Source organism: Acidovorax sp. GW823-FHT02H02 (assembly GCF_058797075.1).
Genome location: NZ_JBXAJH010000002.1, coordinates 351,660 through 368,615 on the forward strand (window position 1 = coordinate 351,660; position 16,956 = coordinate 368,615).

General features: G+C 65.1%; 17 protein-coding genes. 9 read left to right on the forward strand and 8 right to left on the reverse strand.

Translation table 11 applies throughout. The annotated features are described in order from the left end of the window. Positions 1–14 precede the first annotated feature (14 nt). From AC1RDS_RS03450 to AC1RDS_RS03460, 3 genes are all read right to left on the reverse strand, one after another. Positions 15–1,091, reverse strand: coding sequence for an ABC transporter permease subunit (locus AC1RDS_RS03450; RefSeq protein ID WP_026435862.1), 1,077 nt, complete (start codon positions 1,089–1,091; stop codon positions 15–17). A 12-nt stretch (positions 1,092–1,103) separates the two neighbouring features. Then, complete coding sequence (locus AC1RDS_RS03455) at positions 1,104–2,033, reverse strand: branched-chain amino acid ABC transporter permease (protein ID WP_026435861.1); 930 nt, start codon at positions 2,031–2,033, stop codon at positions 1,104–1,106. A gap of 313 nt (positions 2,034–2,346) precedes the next feature. Beyond that, positions 2,347–3,660, reverse strand: coding sequence for a replication-associated recombination protein A (locus AC1RDS_RS03460; protein WP_092697204.1), 1,314 nt, complete (start codon positions 3,658–3,660; stop codon positions 2,347–2,349). Between the two features lie 102 nt (positions 3,661–3,762). On the opposite strand from AC1RDS_RS03460, the gene AC1RDS_RS03465 reads away from it, so the two are divergent. Together AC1RDS_RS03465 and AC1RDS_RS03470 are read left to right on the forward strand one after the other, a co-directional pair. Continuing rightward, positions 3,763–4,158, forward strand: a complete 396-nt coding sequence (locus AC1RDS_RS03465) for a DUF488 domain-containing protein (protein WP_092697205.1) — start codon at positions 3,763–3,765, stop codon at positions 4,156–4,158. Between the two features lie 120 nt (positions 4,159–4,278). Beyond that, entirely contained in the window at positions 4,279–4,899 is a 621-nt protein-coding gene (locus AC1RDS_RS03470; protein ID WP_348683093.1) for a uracil-DNA glycosylase family protein, read from the forward strand. Between the two features lie 42 nt (positions 4,900–4,941). Here the strand turns inward: AC1RDS_RS03470 and lolA are convergent, their stop codons facing one another. Both lolA and AC1RDS_RS03480 read right to left on the reverse strand, forming a co-directional pair. Beyond that, complete coding sequence (lolA, locus tag AC1RDS_RS03475) at positions 4,942–5,574, reverse strand: outer membrane lipoprotein periplasmic chaperone LolA (protein WP_026435857.1); 633 nt, start codon at positions 5,572–5,574, stop codon at positions 4,942–4,944. A 38-nt stretch (positions 5,575–5,612) separates the two neighbouring features. Further along, positions 5,613–7,946 (reverse strand): DNA translocase FtsK, encoded by a 2,334-nt coding sequence (locus AC1RDS_RS03480; RefSeq protein ID WP_026435856.1) that lies wholly within the window; start codon positions 7,944–7,946, stop codon positions 5,613–5,615. A gap of 323 nt (positions 7,947–8,269) precedes the next feature. Here AC1RDS_RS03480 and trxB point away from each other — a divergent pair, with 323 nt between their 5' ends. The 3 genes from trxB to rpmG all read left to right on the forward strand — a co-directional run bounded on the left by trxB (position 8,270) and on the right by rpmG (position 9,900). Continuing rightward, positions 8,270–9,223 (forward strand): thioredoxin-disulfide reductase, encoded by a 954-nt coding sequence (gene trxB, locus AC1RDS_RS03485; RefSeq protein WP_026435855.1) that lies wholly within the window; start codon positions 8,270–8,272, stop codon positions 9,221–9,223. Between the two features lie 261 nt (positions 9,224–9,484). Then, entirely contained in the window at positions 9,485–9,718 is a 234-nt protein-coding gene (rpmB, locus tag AC1RDS_RS03490; protein ID WP_010463481.1) for a 50S ribosomal protein L28, read from the forward strand. Positions 9,719–9,729: 11 nt separating this feature from the next. Next, the gene (rpmG, locus tag AC1RDS_RS03495) at positions 9,730–9,900 is read left to right on the forward strand and encodes a 50S ribosomal protein L33 (protein WP_008904999.1); all 171 of its coding nucleotides are present in this window, start codon (positions 9,730–9,732) and stop codon (positions 9,898–9,900) included. Positions 9,901–10,027: 127 nt separating this feature from the next. Here the strand turns inward: rpmG and AC1RDS_RS03500 are convergent, their stop codons facing one another. Both AC1RDS_RS03500 and AC1RDS_RS03505 read right to left on the reverse strand, forming a co-directional pair. Further along, positions 10,028–11,242 (reverse strand): DesA family fatty acid desaturase, encoded by a 1,215-nt coding sequence (locus tag AC1RDS_RS03500; RefSeq protein WP_026435854.1) that lies wholly within the window; start codon positions 11,240–11,242, stop codon positions 10,028–10,030. Between the two features lie 80 nt (positions 11,243–11,322). Further along, positions 11,323–12,597 (reverse strand): RsmB/NOP family class I SAM-dependent RNA methyltransferase, encoded by a 1,275-nt coding sequence (locus AC1RDS_RS03505; RefSeq protein ID WP_026435853.1) that lies wholly within the window; start codon positions 12,595–12,597, stop codon positions 11,323–11,325. A 186-nt stretch (positions 12,598–12,783) separates the two neighbouring features. On the opposite strand from AC1RDS_RS03505, the gene AC1RDS_RS03510 reads away from it, so the two are divergent. Further along, entirely contained in the window at positions 12,784–13,044 is a 261-nt protein-coding gene (locus tag AC1RDS_RS03510; RefSeq protein WP_026435852.1) for a DUF1653 domain-containing protein, read from the forward strand. A gap of 21 nt (positions 13,045–13,065) precedes the next feature. On the opposite strand, the gene purN is transcribed toward AC1RDS_RS03510, so the two are convergent. Then, positions 13,066–13,647 carry a phosphoribosylglycinamide formyltransferase gene (purN, locus tag AC1RDS_RS03515; RefSeq protein WP_026435851.1) on the reverse strand — a complete coding sequence of 194 codons (582 nt, stop codon included), beginning with the start codon at positions 13,645–13,647 and terminating at the stop codon, positions 13,066–13,068. Positions 13,648–13,667: 20 nt separating this feature from the next. Between purN and AC1RDS_RS03520 the strand changes: the two genes are divergently transcribed. The 3 genes from AC1RDS_RS03520 to AC1RDS_RS03530 all read left to right on the forward strand — a co-directional run bounded on the left by AC1RDS_RS03520 (position 13,668) and on the right by AC1RDS_RS03530 (position 16,842). After that, on the forward strand, positions 13,668–14,369 hold the full coding sequence (locus AC1RDS_RS03520; protein WP_026435850.1) for a YceH family protein: 702 nt from the start codon (positions 13,668–13,670) through the stop codon (positions 14,367–14,369). Positions 14,370–14,415: 46 nt separating this feature from the next. Next, entirely contained in the window at positions 14,416–15,597 is a 1,182-nt protein-coding gene (locus tag AC1RDS_RS03525) for an acyl-CoA dehydrogenase family protein (protein WP_026435849.1), read from the forward strand. A 129-nt stretch (positions 15,598–15,726) separates the two neighbouring features. Beyond that, positions 15,727–16,842, forward strand: coding sequence for an acyl-CoA dehydrogenase family protein (locus tag AC1RDS_RS03530; protein WP_026435848.1), 1,116 nt, complete (start codon positions 15,727–15,729; stop codon positions 16,840–16,842). Positions 16,843–16,956 lie beyond the last annotated feature (114 nt).

Consider the following 16,956-nt stretch of genomic DNA (forward strand, 5'->3'; position numbering starts at 1 on the left):
TTCGGTGGAGTGCTTCAGGTCTTTTGCGTCAGGCTCTTGCCGTGCTCGGGCGTTGGCCACAGGCCGCGGGGGCGCAGCAGCATGATGATGATCATGGCCAGGGCAATCAGCAGCTGGCGCAGGATGGCGGAGTCGATGCGGCCGTCGGTCATGGCCTGCAGCGGGCCGGCCACGTAGCGCAGGACCTCGGGCAGGGCCGACAGCAGCACGGCGCCCAGGATCACGCCGGGGATGTGGCCAATACCGCCCAGCACCACCATGGCGACGATCATGACCGACTCCATCAGGCTGAACGACTCGGGCGACACGAAGCCCTGGAAGGCTCCGAACATGGAACCCGCCACACCACCAAACGAGGCGCCCATGCCAAAGGCGAGCAGCTTCATGTTGCGGGTGTTGATGCCCATGGCCTTGGCGGCAATTTCGTCTTCGCGGATCGCCATCCAGGCACGACCGATGCGCGAGTCCTGCAGGCGGTAGCAAATCACCACGCTGACGACCACCAGTACCAGGAACAGGTAGTAGTAGAGCGTGACGGAGTTGATGTCAAAGCCGAACAATTCGAGCCGCTTGCCCAGATCCAGTCCGAAGATCTTGACCGAGTCGATCTGGCCCATGCCCTTGGGGCCGTTGGTCAGGTTGACGGGATGGTCCAGGTTGTTCAGGAAGATGCGGATGATTTCACCGAAGCCCAGGGTCACGATGGCCAGGTAATCGCCGCGCAGCTTGAGCGTGGGCGCCCCGAGCAAGGCGCCGAAGAACGCCGCCACCAGCGCCGCCAGCGGTATCACCAGCCACAGCGAGGTGTGCAACCCGTTCGGGAACATGGCGGCAAACGCCGCGAAATTGTCTGCCAGGTGCGGCGACGCCATCAGGGCAAACAGGTAGGCACCCACGGCGTAGAACGCCACATAGCCCAGGTCGAGCAGGCCGGCGTAGCCCACCACGATGTTCAGGCCCAGCGCCAGCAGCACATACAGCAGGGCCAGGTCGGCAATGCGCACCCAGGCGTTGCCGAAGGATTGCAGGATCAGTGGCAGCACCAGCAGCGCCACGGCGCCGATGATCCAGTTGGTTTTGGTGTTCTTCATGGCAATAGGTCCTCAGGCGCGGTCGGCCACGCGTTCACCCAGCAGGCCCGAGGGGCGCAGCGTCAGGATGATGATGAGCACGATGAACGCAAAGATGTCGGTGTAGTGGCTGCCCAGCAGGCCGCCCGTGAGCGCGCCGATGTAGCCCGAGCCGATGGCCTCGATCAGGCCCAGCAGGATGCCGCCCACCACGGCACCGGCCAGGTTGCCGATGCCGCCGAACACCGCCGCCGTGAAGGCCTTGAGTCCCGGCAGGAAACCCATGGTGTGCTGCGCCGTGCCGTAGTTGGATGCATACATGATGCCGGCGATGGCCGCCAGAACGGCACCGATGATGAAGGTGGCCGAGATCACCATGTCAGGCTTCACGCCCATGAGCGAAGCCACACGGGGGTTTTCTGCCGTGGCGCGCATGGCACGGCCTAATTTGGTGTAGTTCACCAGGTACATCAGCGCAGCCAGGGCCACCACGGTCACGCCCAGAATCAGGATCTGGGTGGAGGTGATGACGGCCCCGCCCACCTGGAACGGCGTGGCCGGCAGCAAAGTGGGATAGGACTTGTAATTGGGCTTCCAGATGATCATGGCCAGCGTCTGCAGCAGGATCGACATGCCGATGGCCGTGATCAGCGGCGCCAGACGCGGGCTGCTGCGCAGCGGTTTGTAGGCCACCTTCTCGATCGTGAAATTGAGCGCGGCGGCCACCACGCAGGCAATGATGGTGGCCAGCAGCAGAATGAGCCAGCCCGGTGCTCCCGGCATGGCCTCCTGCATGAGTCCGATACAGCTCCAACTGGTGAGAGCGCCGACCATGAGCACTTCGCCATGGGCAAAATTGATCAGCTGAATAATGCCGTACACCATGGTGTAGCCCAAGGCTATCAAGGCGTACATGCTGCCGAGAACCAGACCGTTGATGATCTGCTGCAGCAAAATGTCCATAAGAGAAGTCCTTCGTTTGTGACGTACCCACCGCTTTGGCACCGAAATCGGTACAGCCTTGTGGGCCCGACTGCCATGTAGCAAAAAACCCGCCAGGAATGCAGCTGTGCGGGTTTGAGGACGCGATTGTAGCGAGTAGTTTTCGGCCGTCCGGGCCTTGTCTGGCGGGGTTTTCCCTTGGGTTTGGGATCCATCAGCCGGGGACGCAACGCATAAGAAAGATTGATGGATCTATCTCAAAAACGGAGTAAATGGATTGCCGGCGGCAGGCCGGGCCGGACGCACCGCTCGGCGGCCCGGTCGGTACTGTGACTCAGGGGTTTTCCGGGTCCGCGCTGGCAGCCGCATTGCGCACCCGCAGGTCCCGCAGCTTTTGCGCGATCTTGATTTCCAGGCCCCGCTCCACCGGCTGATAGAAGCCCGGTTCCGCCATGCCTTCGGGCAGGTAACGTTCGCCAGCGGCAAAACCGCCCTCCTCGTCATGGGCGTAGCGGTAACCCTTGCCGTAGTCGAGCGCCTTCATGAGCTGGGTGGGCGCATTGCGCAGGTGCATGGGCACGGGGCGCGTACCGTCTTGCTTCACATGGGCGCGCGCGGCGTTGTATGCCTTGTACACGGCGTTCGATTTGGGCGCCACGGCGAGGTAGATCACGCACTCGGCCAGCGCCAGCTCGCCCTCCGGGCTGCCCAGGCGCTCGTACACCTCGCTGGCGTCGAGCGCCAGGCGCAGCGCGCGCGGGTCGGCCAGGCCCACATCCTCGGCCGCCATGCGCACCAGGCGGCGCGCCATATAGCGCGGATCGGCGCCGCCGTCGAGCATGCGCACCAGCCAGTACAGCGCGGCGTCGGGGTCGGAGCCGCGCACCGACTTGTGCAGCGCGCTGATGGTGTCGTAGAACTGCTCTCCGCCCTTGTCGTAGCGGCGCATGCGCTCGCCCAGCACGCGGACCACCCAGGCGTCGGTGATCTCGGCCAGCTGCTCCTGGGCGGCCGCCATGGACAGCGTCTCCAGCGTGTTGAGCAGGCGGCGGGCATCGCCATCGGCGTAGGCCACCAGCCGTTCTATTGCTTCGTTTTCAATAGCTGGAAGCGCTTGCTCCTTCTGCGCCAGAGCCACAATTTTTTTCAAATCCGCGATGGACAGCGGTTGCAGCACATACACCGCCGCACGCGACAGCAGGGCCGAGTTGACCTCGAACGACGGATTCTCGGTGGTGGCGCCGATGAAGGTGAACAGCCCGCTCTCGACATGCGGCAAAAACGCGTCCTGCTGGCTCTTGTTGAAGCGGTGCACCTCATCCACAAAGACGATGGTGCGCTGCTGCATGAGGCCGCCCTTGGCCGCCTCGGCACGCTCCACCGCCTCGCGGATGTCCTTGACCCCGCCCAGCACGGCACTGATGCTGATGAACTGCGCATCGAACGCGTCGGCCATCAGGCGCGCAATGGTCGTCTTGCCCACACCGGGCGGGCCCCAGAGGATGCAGCTGTGCGGCCGGCCCGACTCGAACGCCAGGCGCAGCGGCATGCCCGGCCCCAGCACATGCTGCTGGCCGATGACTTCGGAGAGCTGGTGCGGGCGCAGGCGCTCGGCCAGGGGCTGGTGGGAGACGGCGGGCGGTTTCACGTTCGGCGAGGGGGCTGACTTCAATGGTAGCCGGCATTCCGGCCAATGACCGCCGGCTTCTAGAATGACCCGCATCGCGTCCGCAGCCCCCGGAGGATTTCCATGCCCGTGCGCATCGTTCAACTCGGCAGCCCTCGTGCCCCCGGCGAGGGCACCCGCATCGGCACCGTGCGCCGCCCGCCGCGCGGTGTGCCCAAGGAGCAGTTCGCGGCGCAGGACTGGTACGACGTCTGGTACCCCAACCTGGCACCGAGCCCCGAAACCGTCAAGCAGGCCCAGGCCGCCACCACGCCCCAGGAATGGGCGGCCTTCGCGCGCAAGTACCGCGCCGAGATGGCCACGCCCGAGAACCGCCACACCCTGGCGCTCCTGGCCCGGATGTCGCAGGACGCGAACTTCTCGGTCGGTTGCTACTGCGAGGACGAGGCCCACTGCCATCGCTCGGTATTGCGCCAACTGCTGGCCGAGGCCGGAGCACGGATATCCAATCCCCCCTGAGCCGCTTCGCGCCTTCCCCCCAGGGGGACGCCGCCAGCGCGGCGGGGCGGCCCTTGCGCGGCGTCTGCTGGCCTGGGCCACGCCGGTTTCGTATGCAGCGCCGCGCCATGAGTCACTGAGATGCACCCAAAAGACCAAGAACCGCTCGACGCCCTGCTCGCCCGCGTGCGCGCCTGCCACCTCTGCGCGGGGCACCTGCCGCTCGGGCCGCGCCCGGTGCTGCAGGCGCATGCAGATGCACGCATCCTCATCGCGGGCCAGGCGCCGGGCCGCAAGGTGCATGCCTCGGGCGTGCCTTTCGACGACGCCAGCGGTGAACGCCTGCGCCTATGGATGGGCATCTCGCGCGAGACCTTCTACGACCCGCGCCAGGTAGCGATACTGCCCATGGGTTTTTGCTACCCTGGCCGGGGCACATCGGGCGACCTGCCGCCGCGCCCCGAATGCGCACCGGCCTGGCGCCAACCGCTGCTGGACCGTCTGCCGCAGGTGCGGCTCACTCTCGCGATCGGCCTGTACGCCCTGGCCTGGCACCTGCCCGCCCGCAAGGGCCAGCCGCTGGCGGAGGCAGTACAGAGCACCTGCGCACGGCCGGATGCGCCCGTCCTGGCCCTGCCCCATCCGAGCCCGCGCAACAATGGCTGGCTCAAGCGCCACCCGTGGTTCGAGATCGCGCTGCAGCCCCTGGTACGGGCACGCGTGGCGGCCGTGCTGGCCACTCAGGACGAAAAACGACTCTAGCGGTTGATAAATAAGCGCCAGAAGCTCTCAAAACAAAAGCGTTTACTGCTTGAGCACATCCGCCCCTGCTGGCGGCTTGAACTGGAAGGTGCCCGGCGGCAGCGCGGCATTGGTCTGCATGCCCGTGAAGCGGATGGCTGAACGCTGGCCAAAGCTGTCCAGGATGTCGAGCGCGGCCAGTTGCTCGCCCGAAAAACCCACGCGCACGCTCTGCAACTGGCCGTCCTTGGCCTTGGGGCGGGCCAGCACCCATTGCAGGCCATCCTGGTCAGGGGCCGCTTCGAGCGTGAACTCGGCCTTCAGCGCCGACAGGTCGGGCGCCGAGGCCACCAGGGCCGCGGGCGTGCTGCCCAGGGCCTGGGCCTGGGTGCGCTGTGTCACCTGGTTCAGGTCGGCGTCGTACAACCACAGCGTCTGCCCATCAGCCACGATGGTCTGCTCAAAAGGCTTCTTGTAGATGAACTTGAAGCGCCCCGGCCGCTGGAACTCGAAGCTGCCGCTGCTGGTTTTGGTGCGCGCGGCCTGGCCGTCCTTCGGGGGCGAGGTGACGACCTGGGTGAAATCGGCGCGACCCGTCTGGCTGCCCTTCATGAAGGACTCCAGGCTTTTCAGGCCGTCAGCGCTTGCCAGTTGTGCACCAGTAGCTATCAAGAAAGTAGCAATCAATTTCTTCAACGGAAACTCCTGTCAGGGGGCAGAAAGCCCGTTCGCGGTCACTCGCTGCGGGTCGGCACCAGCACTTCGCGCTGGCCGCTGGTGGTCAGTCCGCTCACCAGGCCCGCCTTTTCCATGTCTTCGAGCAGCCGCGCCGAACGGTTGTAGCCAATGCGCAGCTTGCGCTGCACGTAGGAGATGCTGGCCTTGCGGTCCTTGAGCACCACTTCGACGGCCTGGTCGTACATGGGGTCTTTCTCGCCCCCATCGCCGCCGCCGTCCCCTGACAGATCACCGTCGCCGTCCACAGTTCCGCCTTCGAGCACGCCATCGATGTAGTCCGGCTCCCCTTGTTGCTTGAGGTAACTGACGACACGGTGCACTTCCTCGTCCGATACGAAGGCCCCATGCACACGGATCGGCAGGCCGGTGCCGCTGGCCATGTAGAGCATGTCACCCATGCCCAGCAGGGCTTCGGCGCCCATCTGGTCGAGGATGGTGCGGCTGTCGATCTTGGAGCCTACCGAGAACGCGATGCGGGTGGGAATATTGGCCTTGATCAGGCCGGTGATCACATCCACGCTGGGGCGCTGCGTGGCCAGGATCAGGTGGATGCCGGCGGCGCGCGCCTTTTGCGCCAGGCGGGCGATCAGCTCTTCGATCTTCTTGCCCACCACCATCATCAGGTCGGCCAGCTCGTCGATGATGACCACGATGTGCGGCAGGCGCTGCAGCGGCTCGGGCTCCTCGGGCGTGAGGCTGAAAGGGTTGTAGATGAACTCCTCGCGCGCCATGGCCTCGTCGATCTTGGTGTTGTAACCGGCCAGGTTGCGCACACCCAGCTTGCTCATGAGCTTGTAGCGGCGCTCCATCTCGCCCACGCACCAGTTCAGGCCGTGCGCGGCCTGCTTCATGTCGGTGACCACGGGGGCCAGCAGGTGCGGAATGCCTTCGTACACCGACATTTCCAGCATCTTGGGGTCGATCATCAAGAGGCGCACATCGCGCGCCTCGGCCTTGTACAAAAGCGAAAGGATCATCGCGTTGATCCCCACCGACTTGCCCGAGCCCGTGGTACCGGCCACCAGCACGTGTGGCATCTTGGCCAGGTCGGCCACCACCGGGTTGCCCACGATGTCCTTGCCCAGGCCCATGGTGAGCATGCTCTTGGCCTCGTGGTAGACCTGCGAGCCCAGGATTTCGGACAGGCGGATGGATTGGCGCTTGGCGTTGGGCAGCTCCAGCGCCATGTAGTTCTTGCCCGGGATGGTCTCCACCACGCGGATCGAGACCAGGCTGAGGGAGCGCGCCAGGTCCTTGGCCAGGCCGACGATCTGCGAACCTTTCACGCCGGTGGCGGGCTCGATCTCGTAACGCGTGATCACGGGGCCGGGCATGGCCGCGACCACGCGCACTTCCACGCCGAAGTCCTTGAGCTTCTTCTCGATGAGGCGGCTGGTCATCTCCAGCGTCTCGGGCGCCACGGTTTCCTGGCGCTGCAATGCGCTGTCGAGCAGATCCACCAGCGGCAGCTTGCTGTCGGGCATTTCGGTGAACAGGGGTTTTTGCCGCTCTTTCACCACGCGGGCGCTCTGCGGCACATCCACCAGCACCGGCTCGATGATCTGCACCGGCTGCGGGTGGTGTTCTTCGCTTTCGGTGCGTTCCTCCAGCACCACCACCGCGCGCTCACGCGCAGCCTTGCGGCCCACGGCCACATCCTTGGCCACTTCGCGCTGGGCGCGGCGCGACTGAACCAGGGCATCAATCCGCGCACCCAGCACCTCGGCCACATGCCCCCAGGAAAAGCGGAACACCAGCGCCACCCCCAGCACCAGCAGCACGATGCCCAGCAGGCCCGAGCCGGTAAAGCCCAGCCATTTCACGCTGGCAGGCCCCACAAGGTAGCCCAGCACGCCACCGGCATGCCCCGGCAGCAAGGCTTCGAGCCGGTACAGGCGCGACCATTCGAGCGCGGTGCTGGCGCCCATCAGCAGCACCAGCCCCCCCCAGAACAGGGAGCGCCGCACGGCAGGGCTGACGGTGCCCGCCGCCGCTTCGCCACCACGCATCCACCGCGCCAGCGAGGCAATCCAGGCTCGCACCCCTGCCGCCACACACCACCACACCGAAAATCCCAGTGCGAAATAGCTGCCATCGGCCAGCCAGGCACCAAAACGCCCCGCCCAGTTGGCCACCAGTGGGTCGCCGCGCGTGCCCGAAGTGGACCAGGCAGCGTCCTGTGCGGAATAGCTGACCAGGGCCAGCAGCCAGAAAACCAGCGCCAAAAGGCCCACGACCAGGCCTATTTCGTGGCCAAAGCGGGCCGCACCGGTGCGAGGCGCAGACTTGGCCGAAGAAGATGCATTCAGGGTATTGAGGGAGTAGGTCATAAGCGTGCCGGACAAGCTTACCCCATGCACGGCGGGGCTTGCCCCACCCCCCGCCGCCACGCTGCCACACCGCCACGCACGCTCACACTCTGTAACGCAAGTGACGCTATCTTGCTGTTTTGCCGCGACCACATGGCAGCCAGGACCCCGTCCCCCTTGATCCGGCAAGCAGTATCACCAGGGCTTTTCCATGGGTTCTTACAATCGCGCTGATTGATAAGGCGTCACCAGAAAAAGCCGCGCGCGGTGGATACTTCATAGCTGATTCCGCATTTTTTCAACAGCAGCTGCCTTGAGGCAACTGCACCACACAGGTTTTGTCCATGTCCTCCACCCAACACGCGAAAGTTCTGATCCTCGGCTCCGGCCCTGCAGGCTACACGGCGGCCGTCTATGCGGCACGCGCCAACCTGAACCCGGTGCTCATCACCGGCATCGCGCAGGGCGGCCAGCTCATGACCACCACCGAGGTGGACAACTGGCCCGCCGATGTGCACGGCGTGCAGGGCCCCGACCTGATGCAGCGCTTTCTGGAGCACGCCGAGCGCTTCAAGACGCAGATCATCTTTGACCACATCAACAAGGTTGATTTCAGCCAGCGCCCCTTCACGCTCACGGGCGACAGCGGCACCTACACCTGCGACTCGCTGATCATCGCCACCGGCGCATCGGCCAAATACCTGGGCCTGCCCTCGGAAGAGGCCTTCATGGGCAAGGGCGTGTCAGGCTGCGCCACCTGCGACGGTTTCTTTTACCGTGACCAGGACGTGTGCGTGGTGGGCGGCGGCAACACGGCCGTGGAAGAAGCCCTGTACCTGTCCAACATCGCCCGCAAGGTGACGCTGGTGCACCGGCGCGACAAGTTCAAGGCCGAGCCCATCCTCGTGGACAAGCTCAACGAGAAAGTGGCGGCCGGCAAGATCGAACTCAAGGTGTTCCACACCCTGGACCAGGTGCTGGGTGACAACACCGGCGTGACCGGCATCCGCATCAAGAGCACGCTCGACGGCAGCACCCAGGACATCGCACTGCAGGGCTGCTTCATTGCCATCGGCCACGCGCCCAACACCGAGATCTTCCAGGGCCAGCTGACCATGGAAAACGGCTATATCGTCACGCAGGGCGGGCTCAAGGGCTTTGCCACCCAGACCAGCGTGCCCGGCATCTTTGCCGCGGGCGACGTGCAGGACCATGTCTACCGCCAGGCCATCACCAGCGCCGGCACGGGTTGCATGGCGGCACTCGATGCCCAGCGCTTCCTGGAACAGGAAGCTTGACGAGGCGAAGGCCCCCACGCTCCGCCGCCGCGCGGGCCGCTGCCCCCGGGGGCTTTTTTGTCTTGGGGCGGCCCGGCGACAAAAACTGGGCATCAGGCTATAATCTGCGGCTTTGCTGAATTCGGCCCGCTTTGCGGCACCCCGAAACAGCAAATCGGGTTACCGCCACCCTTTCTGGCGAGGTGAGGCCGCAAGCCATCCTGGGCAAACAAACAGCCCAGGGCTCAGCGAACGGCCGTTTATCAGTATCGGAGTGTCCTCATGGCACGCGTCTGCGACGTAACGGGCAAGAAGCCCATGACGGGGAACAATGTTTCCCACGCCAACAACAAAACCAAGCGCCGGTTCCTGCCGAACCTGCAATACCGCCGTTTCTGGGTCGAGACCGAAAACCGCTGGGTGCGCCTGCGTGTTTCGAGCGCTGCCCTGCGTTTGATCGACAAGAACGGTATCGACTCGGTGCTCGCAGACCTGCGTGCCCGTGGCCAGGCTTAAGGAGTAGCACCATGGCAAGCAAAGGCGGACGCGACAAGATCAAGCTGGAATCCACTGCGGGTACCGGCCACTTCTACACCACGACCAAGAACAAGAAGACCATGCCCGAGAAGATGCTGATCATGAAATTTGATCCCAAGGCTCGCAAGCATGTGGAATACAAGGAAATGAAGCTGAAGTAATCCAGCCTCAGGTCTTTCGGAAAAACCGCCCCGCCGCAAGGTTGGGCGGTTTTTTCATGCCCGCAGGCGGGTGCAGGCCACGGGCGTGGCAAGGAACCTGCATGCAGCTCAGGCGCTGGGCTGGCACTCAGGCCTGCGCCGCACGCAGGCGCATCGAAAAATCACGCAGCACGGCAATGCCGCTGTCCTCGGCCCGGCGGCACCAGGCCTGCAGGTCCGCCGTGAGCTGCTCGCGCGAGTGCGAAGTGTTGAGCCACAGCTGGCGCAGTTCTTCGCGCATGGAGATCATCTTGTCGAGCACCGGTGATGCGGCGCGCACCTGGGCCAATTGCGGCAGAACCACGGCAGGCACCTTCTCGACATCCCGGTGCAGCCAGCGCATGGCGACGTTCAGCACCGATGCATCGGCCTGGCGCGCCTGCAATGCGGCCATTTCGGCCTTGCAGGCCTGGCGCACACCGCGCGCATAGGCGGCCATGACCTCGTAGCGGTTGGCAATCAGGGCCTCCAGTGTCTTTGCATCGGCCACGGGTTTCACATCGCCCAGTTGCAATCGGGGTGGCACCTTCTTGACCGTGGCCCAGCCGATCGCCTGCATCAGGCGGATGTAGGCCCAGCCAATGTCCAACTCATAGGGCTTGATCGAGAACCTGGCCGACGTCGGATAGGTGTGGTGGTTGTTGTGCAGCTCCTCGCCACCAATGAGGATGCCCCAGGGCGAGAGATTGGTGCTGGCGTCCTGCGCCTCGAAGTTGCGGTAGCCCCAGTAGTGGCCCACGCCGTTGACCACGCCAGCCGCCCAGAAGGGAATCCAGGCCATCTGCACCGCCCACACGGCTGCGCCGAGCGCGCCAAACAGGGCCAGATCCAGGACCAGCATGAGCGCCACCCCCTGCCAGCGCAAGCGGCTGTATAGATTGCGCTCGATCCAGTCATTGGGCGTGCCGTGGCCGAACTTCTGGATCGTTTCCATATTCGTCGACTCGGCGCGGTACAGCTCGGCGCCACGCCACATCACGGTGCCAAGGCCGCGTGTCTGGGGGCTGTGGGGATCGTCCACGGTTTCGCATCTGGCGTGGTGCTTGCGGTGGATGGCCACCCATTCCCGGGTGACCATGCCCGTGGCTATCCACAGCCAGAAACGGAAAAAATGCGCTGGAATGGGATGCAGGTCCAGCGCACGGTGCGCCTGGGCGCGGTGCAGGAAAATCGTGACCGCGGCAATGGTGATGTGGGTGGTGGCCAGGGTGTACAGCACGATCTGCCACCAGGCCAGGCCCCACAAGCCATGGGCCAGCCAATCCATGGCGGCGTTCAGGGCCACCCCATCCGGCAACAGCATGTTCAAGACTCCTTGTTTCCCATACCCCATCCACCACGCCCCACGGCCGCTGGTGCGGAAATACCGCGTCCCGCTGCGGTTCAGCCCTTTTTGACCCAGACCGCCGCGAAAAATCCGTCGGTCTGGTGGACATGGGGCCACAAACGCAAATAACCACTGCCGGTATCACCACCGCTGCACAGCCCCCTGGCGCCCTCCACCTTGAGTTGCTCCAGCAATTCACCGGCGTCCAGCAGGCGGAAGTCCGTGTGCGCGGCGCTGAAAGCCTCGGCAATGGCCTCATTTTCCTGCGGCAGGATGCTGCAGGTGGCATACACCAGCCGTCCGCCCGGCTTGAGCAGGCGGGCGGCGCTGTCCAGAATGGCCGTTTGCTTGACCACCAGTTCGTCCACCGCCTTGGGCGACTGGCGCCACTTGAGATCGGGGTTGCGGCGCAGCGTGCCCAGGCCCGAGCAGGGTGCGTCCACCAGCACGCGGTCGATCTTGCCGGCCAGGCGCTTGATGCGCTCGTCCCGCTCGTGGGCGATGGCTGCCGGGTGCACATTCGACAGGCCGCTGCGCGCCAGCCGCGGCTTGAGCGCATCGAGCCGGTGGGCCGACACGTCAAACGCATACAGGCGGCCGGTGCTGCGCATGCTGGCGCCAATGGCCAGCGTCTTGCCGCCCGCGCCCGCGCAAAAATCCACCACCATCTCGCCGCGCTTGGCGTCCAGCAGCAGGGCCAGCAACTGCGAGCCCTCGTCCTGCACCTCGATGGCGCCGCGCGTGAACGCATCGAGCTTGGTCAGCGCAGGCTTGTCGTCCACGCGCAGGCCCCAGGGCGAATACGGCGCGGGATGCGCCTTGATACCGGCCTTGGCCAGCTCCTTTTGCACATCGGCGCGCTTGTCCTTGAGCGCATTGACACGCAGGTCCAGTGGCGCGCTCTGTGCCAGGCTCTCCACCAGCGGCCAGAAACCCTCCCCCAGCTGGTCCTTGAGGGGCTTGACCAGCCATTCGGGCAGGTTGTGGCGATGGCGCTCCATCAGGTCATCCACTGTGACCGCATCACACTGGTCCAGCCAGTTCTTCTCCTGATCGGTCAGCGCGCTCTTGAGAAAATCGCGCGGGCCATGAAAGCCGAGGATGGCCAGGCGGCGCTCCTTGGGGCCCGAGCCCGAGGGCGCCATGTGGTCGAACAGCAGCTTCTTGCGCAGCACGGTGTAAACCGTCTCGGCCAGCGTGGCACGTTCGCGGGGGCCCAGGCCCCGGTTATCGCGGAAGAATCGTGACACCACCGCGTCGGCGGGGTGTTCAAACGTAAGGGTGAGCCTGACAAGTTCGGCGCAGGCGTCGAGAAGGACTTTGGGATGCATGCCCCGATTGTCCCACCGACACCCTGATCGGTGCATGCACCTCACCCCGAGACGCAGCGGCACAGCGGCCCTTCTGCGTCAGCCGGCACTGCCGCAGCCGCCTGCGGGACGGCTCGTTGCGAGCGCACCAGGCGCGCACAATCTGCGCCTCCCCTCTGTACTGCTCTGATTCACCGCCCTTCCCCCATGACCGACGAAGACCTGCCCGCACTCATCCGCACGCCACCTGGCCTCTACCGCCACTACAAGGGAATGCTCTATCAGGTGATCGACACCGTGCGCCACAGCGAGACGCTGGAGCCCATGACGCTGTACCGCGCGCTTTACGGCCAGCGGGGCCTGTGGGTGCGCCCTGCAGCCATGTTTCTGGAAAACGTTTCGGTGGATGGGCAGTTGCGGCCCCGCTTTGAGCGCTGCAGCGATGCGACCCCTGACATGGAGAGCTGACCCTCCGTTGCGCCAACGCAGTTACAAGGCTTGCACCAGCGCCCGCACAGCGCGCGGGTAGATCACATGTTCCTGGGTGAGCACACGCGCCGCCAGCGTATCGGCCGTGTCCCCCGGCAGCACAGGCACCACGGCCTGGTCCAGGATCGGGCCCACGTCCAGTTCGGCCGTCACCTGGTGCACCGTCACACCGGCAAACCTGCAGCCCGCATCAATGGCGCGCTGGTGCGTGTGCAGCCCGGTGAAAGCCGGCAGCAGCGAGGGGTGGATGTTGATGAGCCGCCCCGCGTAATGCGCCACAAAACCCGGCGTGAGGATGCGCATGAACCCGGCCAGCACCACCAGGGCGGGCTGATGGCGGTCGATGGTGGCGGCCAGTTCGGCGTCAAAGGCCTCGCGGCTGGCAAAGGCCTTGTGGTCCAGCACCTCGGTGGCAATGCCCTGCGCGCGGGCAAAAACCAGCCCGCCGGCATCGGCTTTGTTGCTGACCACGGCGGCCACGCGCGCGCCATAGCGCTGCTCCCAGTTTTCCTGCTGCGCGGTTCGGACGATGGTGGCCATGTTGGAGCCGCCGCCAGAGATCAAAATCACAATGTTTTTCATTGCCTGCAATTATCCCCGCCATGCCGTTCGACCCTCGTACCCGCCCCCTCACACCCCAAGAAGCCCGCGTGCTCGCCACCCTGATGGAGAAGGCCCGCACCGTGCCCGACAGCTACCCCATGTCGCTCAACGGCCTGCTGACCGGCTGCAACCAGAAGACCAGCCGCGACCCGGTGATGCAGCTGAGCGATGCCCAGGCGCAGGAAGCGTTGGATTCGCTCAAGCTGCTGAGCCTGGCGTTCGAGAGCAGCGGCAACCGCACCACCCGCTGGGAGCACAACTTCCAGCGCGGCGTGGGCGTGCCCGAGCAGTCGGCGGTGCTGCTGGGCCTCTTGATGCTGCGCGGCCCGCAGACGGCGGGCGAGCTGCGCATCAACGCCGAGCGCTGGTACCGCTTTGCCGACATCTCCTCGGTAGAAGCCTTTCTGGACGAACTGCAGGAGCGCAGCGCCGAAAAAGGCGGCCCGCTGGTCGTGCAGCTGCCCCGCGCGCCCGGCGCCCGTGAGCAGCGCTGGGCGCATTTGATGTGCGGGCCCGTGGACACCACCCCCAGCCATGTGCCCGCAGGCAGTGTGGGCTCAGCCCCGTCGCCCGCCCTGCAGGCCCGTGTGGATGCCCTGGAGGCCGAAGTGGCCATCCTCCGAAATACCGTGCAGCGGCTGTGTTCCGAACTGGGCATTTCCCCTGACTTCAGTCCAATGTCGCCACCCGGACAGGAGTGAAACGAACGCCCGTGCTACAACAGCGGAATCATTTGGAGACAAACCGATGGATCTCGCATTCACACCCGAAGAACAGGCCTTCCGCGAAGAAGTTCGCGCATGGGTTCACGCCCACCTGCCCAAGGAAATTTCCCACAAGGTGCACAACGCCCTGCGCCTGACCCGCACCGACATGCAGGGTTGGGCCAAGATTTTGGGCCAAAAGGGCTGGCTCGGTTTTGGCTGGCCGAAGGAGTTTGGCGGCCCCGGCTGGACGGCCGTGCAAAAGCACCTGTTTGAAGAAGAATGCGCCCTCGCCGGCGCACCCCGCATCATCCCCTTCGGCCCCGTGATGGTAGCCCCGGTGATCATGGCGTTTGGCAATGCCGAGCAGCAAAAGCGCTTCTTGCCCGGCATCGCCAGCGGCGAAGTGTGGTGGAGCCAGGGCTACAGCGAACCGGGCTCGGGCTCGGACCTGGCCAGCGTCAAGACCCGCGCCGAGCGCGTGGGCGACAAATACATCGTCAACGGCCAGAAGACCTGGACCACGCTGGGCCAGCACGGCGACTGGATGTTCAACCTGGTGCGCACCAGTACCGAGGGCAAGCCGCAGACCGGCATCTCCTTCCTGCTGCTGGACATGAAGTCCAAGGGCGTGACCGTGCGCCCCATCAAGCTGCTGGACGGCGAGTGTGAAGTCAATGAAGTGTTCTTCGACAACGTCGAGGTGCCTGCCGAGAACCTGATCGGTGAAGAGAACAAGGGCTGGACCTACGCCAAGCACCTGCTGAGCCACGAGCGCACCAACATCGCCGACGTGAACCGCAGCAAGCGCGAGCTGGAGCGCCTGAAGCGCATCGCCCGGGCCGAAGGCGTGTGGGAGGACCAACGTTTCCGCGACCAGATCGCGCTGCTGGAAGTGGACATCGTGGCGCTGGAAATGCTGGTGCTGCGCGTGCTATCCAACGAGAAGTCGGGCAAGAACTCGCTCGACATCGCCGGCCTGCTCAAGATCAAGGGCAGCGAGATCCAGCAGCGCTACGCCGAGCTGATGATGCTGGCCGCAGGCCCCTTTGCCATGCCCTTCATCGAAGAAGCCATGGAAGCCGGCTGGCAGGGCAACTTCCCCGGCGGCGTCACCGCCAACGCGCCGCTGGCATCCACTTACTTCAACCTGCGCAAGACCACCATCTACGGTGGCTCGAACGAGGTCCAACGCAACATCGTGGCGCAGACCGTTCTGGGCTGACGCCCAGTACGGTCCGCGCCTTGCGCGACAGAACTGCTCCCCCGTGCCCCCTCCGGGAGGGGGTTCCCGATAGAGCTTCGCTGGTTGTTGAGGGCGCCACGGCGCCACAACCAGCACAAGGAGAGACACATGGATTTCGATTTTTCTGACGACCAGGAACAGCTGCGCGACGCCGTGCGCAAGTGGGTGGACAAGGGCTACACGTTCGAGCGCCGCCGCGCTGCCGTAGCCGCGGGTGGTTTTGACCGCGCCGCCTGGAACGAACTGGCCGAGCTGGGCCTGACCGCACTCACCGTGCCCGAAGCGCACGACGGCATGGGCCAGGGCGCGATCGACGCCATGGTGGTGGCCGAAGAACTGGGCCGCGGCATTGTGCTGGAGCCCATTGCCCAGGCCTTCATCGCCTGCAGCGTGCTGTCGCACTACGCACCGGCCGACATGCAATCGGCCTGGCTGCCCCGCGTGGCCAGCGGCGAGGCGCTGGTGGTACTGGCGCAGCAGGAGCGCAAGGCGCGCTACCGCCTGGATGTTTGCGAGGCCAAAGCGGCTCCGGCGCAATCAGGCTATGCGGTAACAGCTACTAAAAGCGTAGTACCCGCTGGCGACAAGGCGGACGCCTTCATCGTGCCCGCACAGCTCAACGGCAAGATCGCCCTCTTCCTGGTCGAGCGCACTGCGAGCGGCGTGACCACGCAGGGTTACGTCACGCAAGATGGCAGCCGCGCCGCCGAAGTGCAGCTGAGCAATGCCCCCGCCACGCTCATCACCACCGATGGCCTGGCCGCGCTGGAGCTGGCCGTGGACACCGGCATCGCCGCCACCTGCGCCGAAGCCGTGGGCGTGATGGGCAAGACCGTCGCCATCACCGTCGAATACATGAACCAGCGCAAGCAGTTCGGCGTGTTCATTGCCAGCTTCCAGGCGCTGCGCCACCGCGTGGCCGACATGAAGATGCAGCTGGAGCTGGCCCGCTCGATGAGCTACTACGCCAGCCTCAAGCTCGGCGCGCCCGCGGACGAACGCCGCCGCGCCATGGCCCGCGCCAAGGTGCAGCTGGGCCAGTCCATGCGCTTCGTGGGCCAGCAGGCCGTGCAACTGCATGGTGGCATCGGCGTGACGGACGAATACATCGTGAGCCACTACTTCAAGAAGCTCACCCAACTCGAAGTGGCTTTTGGCGACACGCTGCACCACCTGGGTGAAGTGTCGGCGCGCATGCAGGACACCGCGGGTGTGTTTGCCTGAGGCCAGGTTCCCGCCGCCCGAAAAACCGCCTTCGGGCCAATGCCAGTCAGTTAAGCTTGGCTTGATCTGATTGGCAGTAAAAAGGGAACGTGTTTCACGTTCCCTTTTTATTTT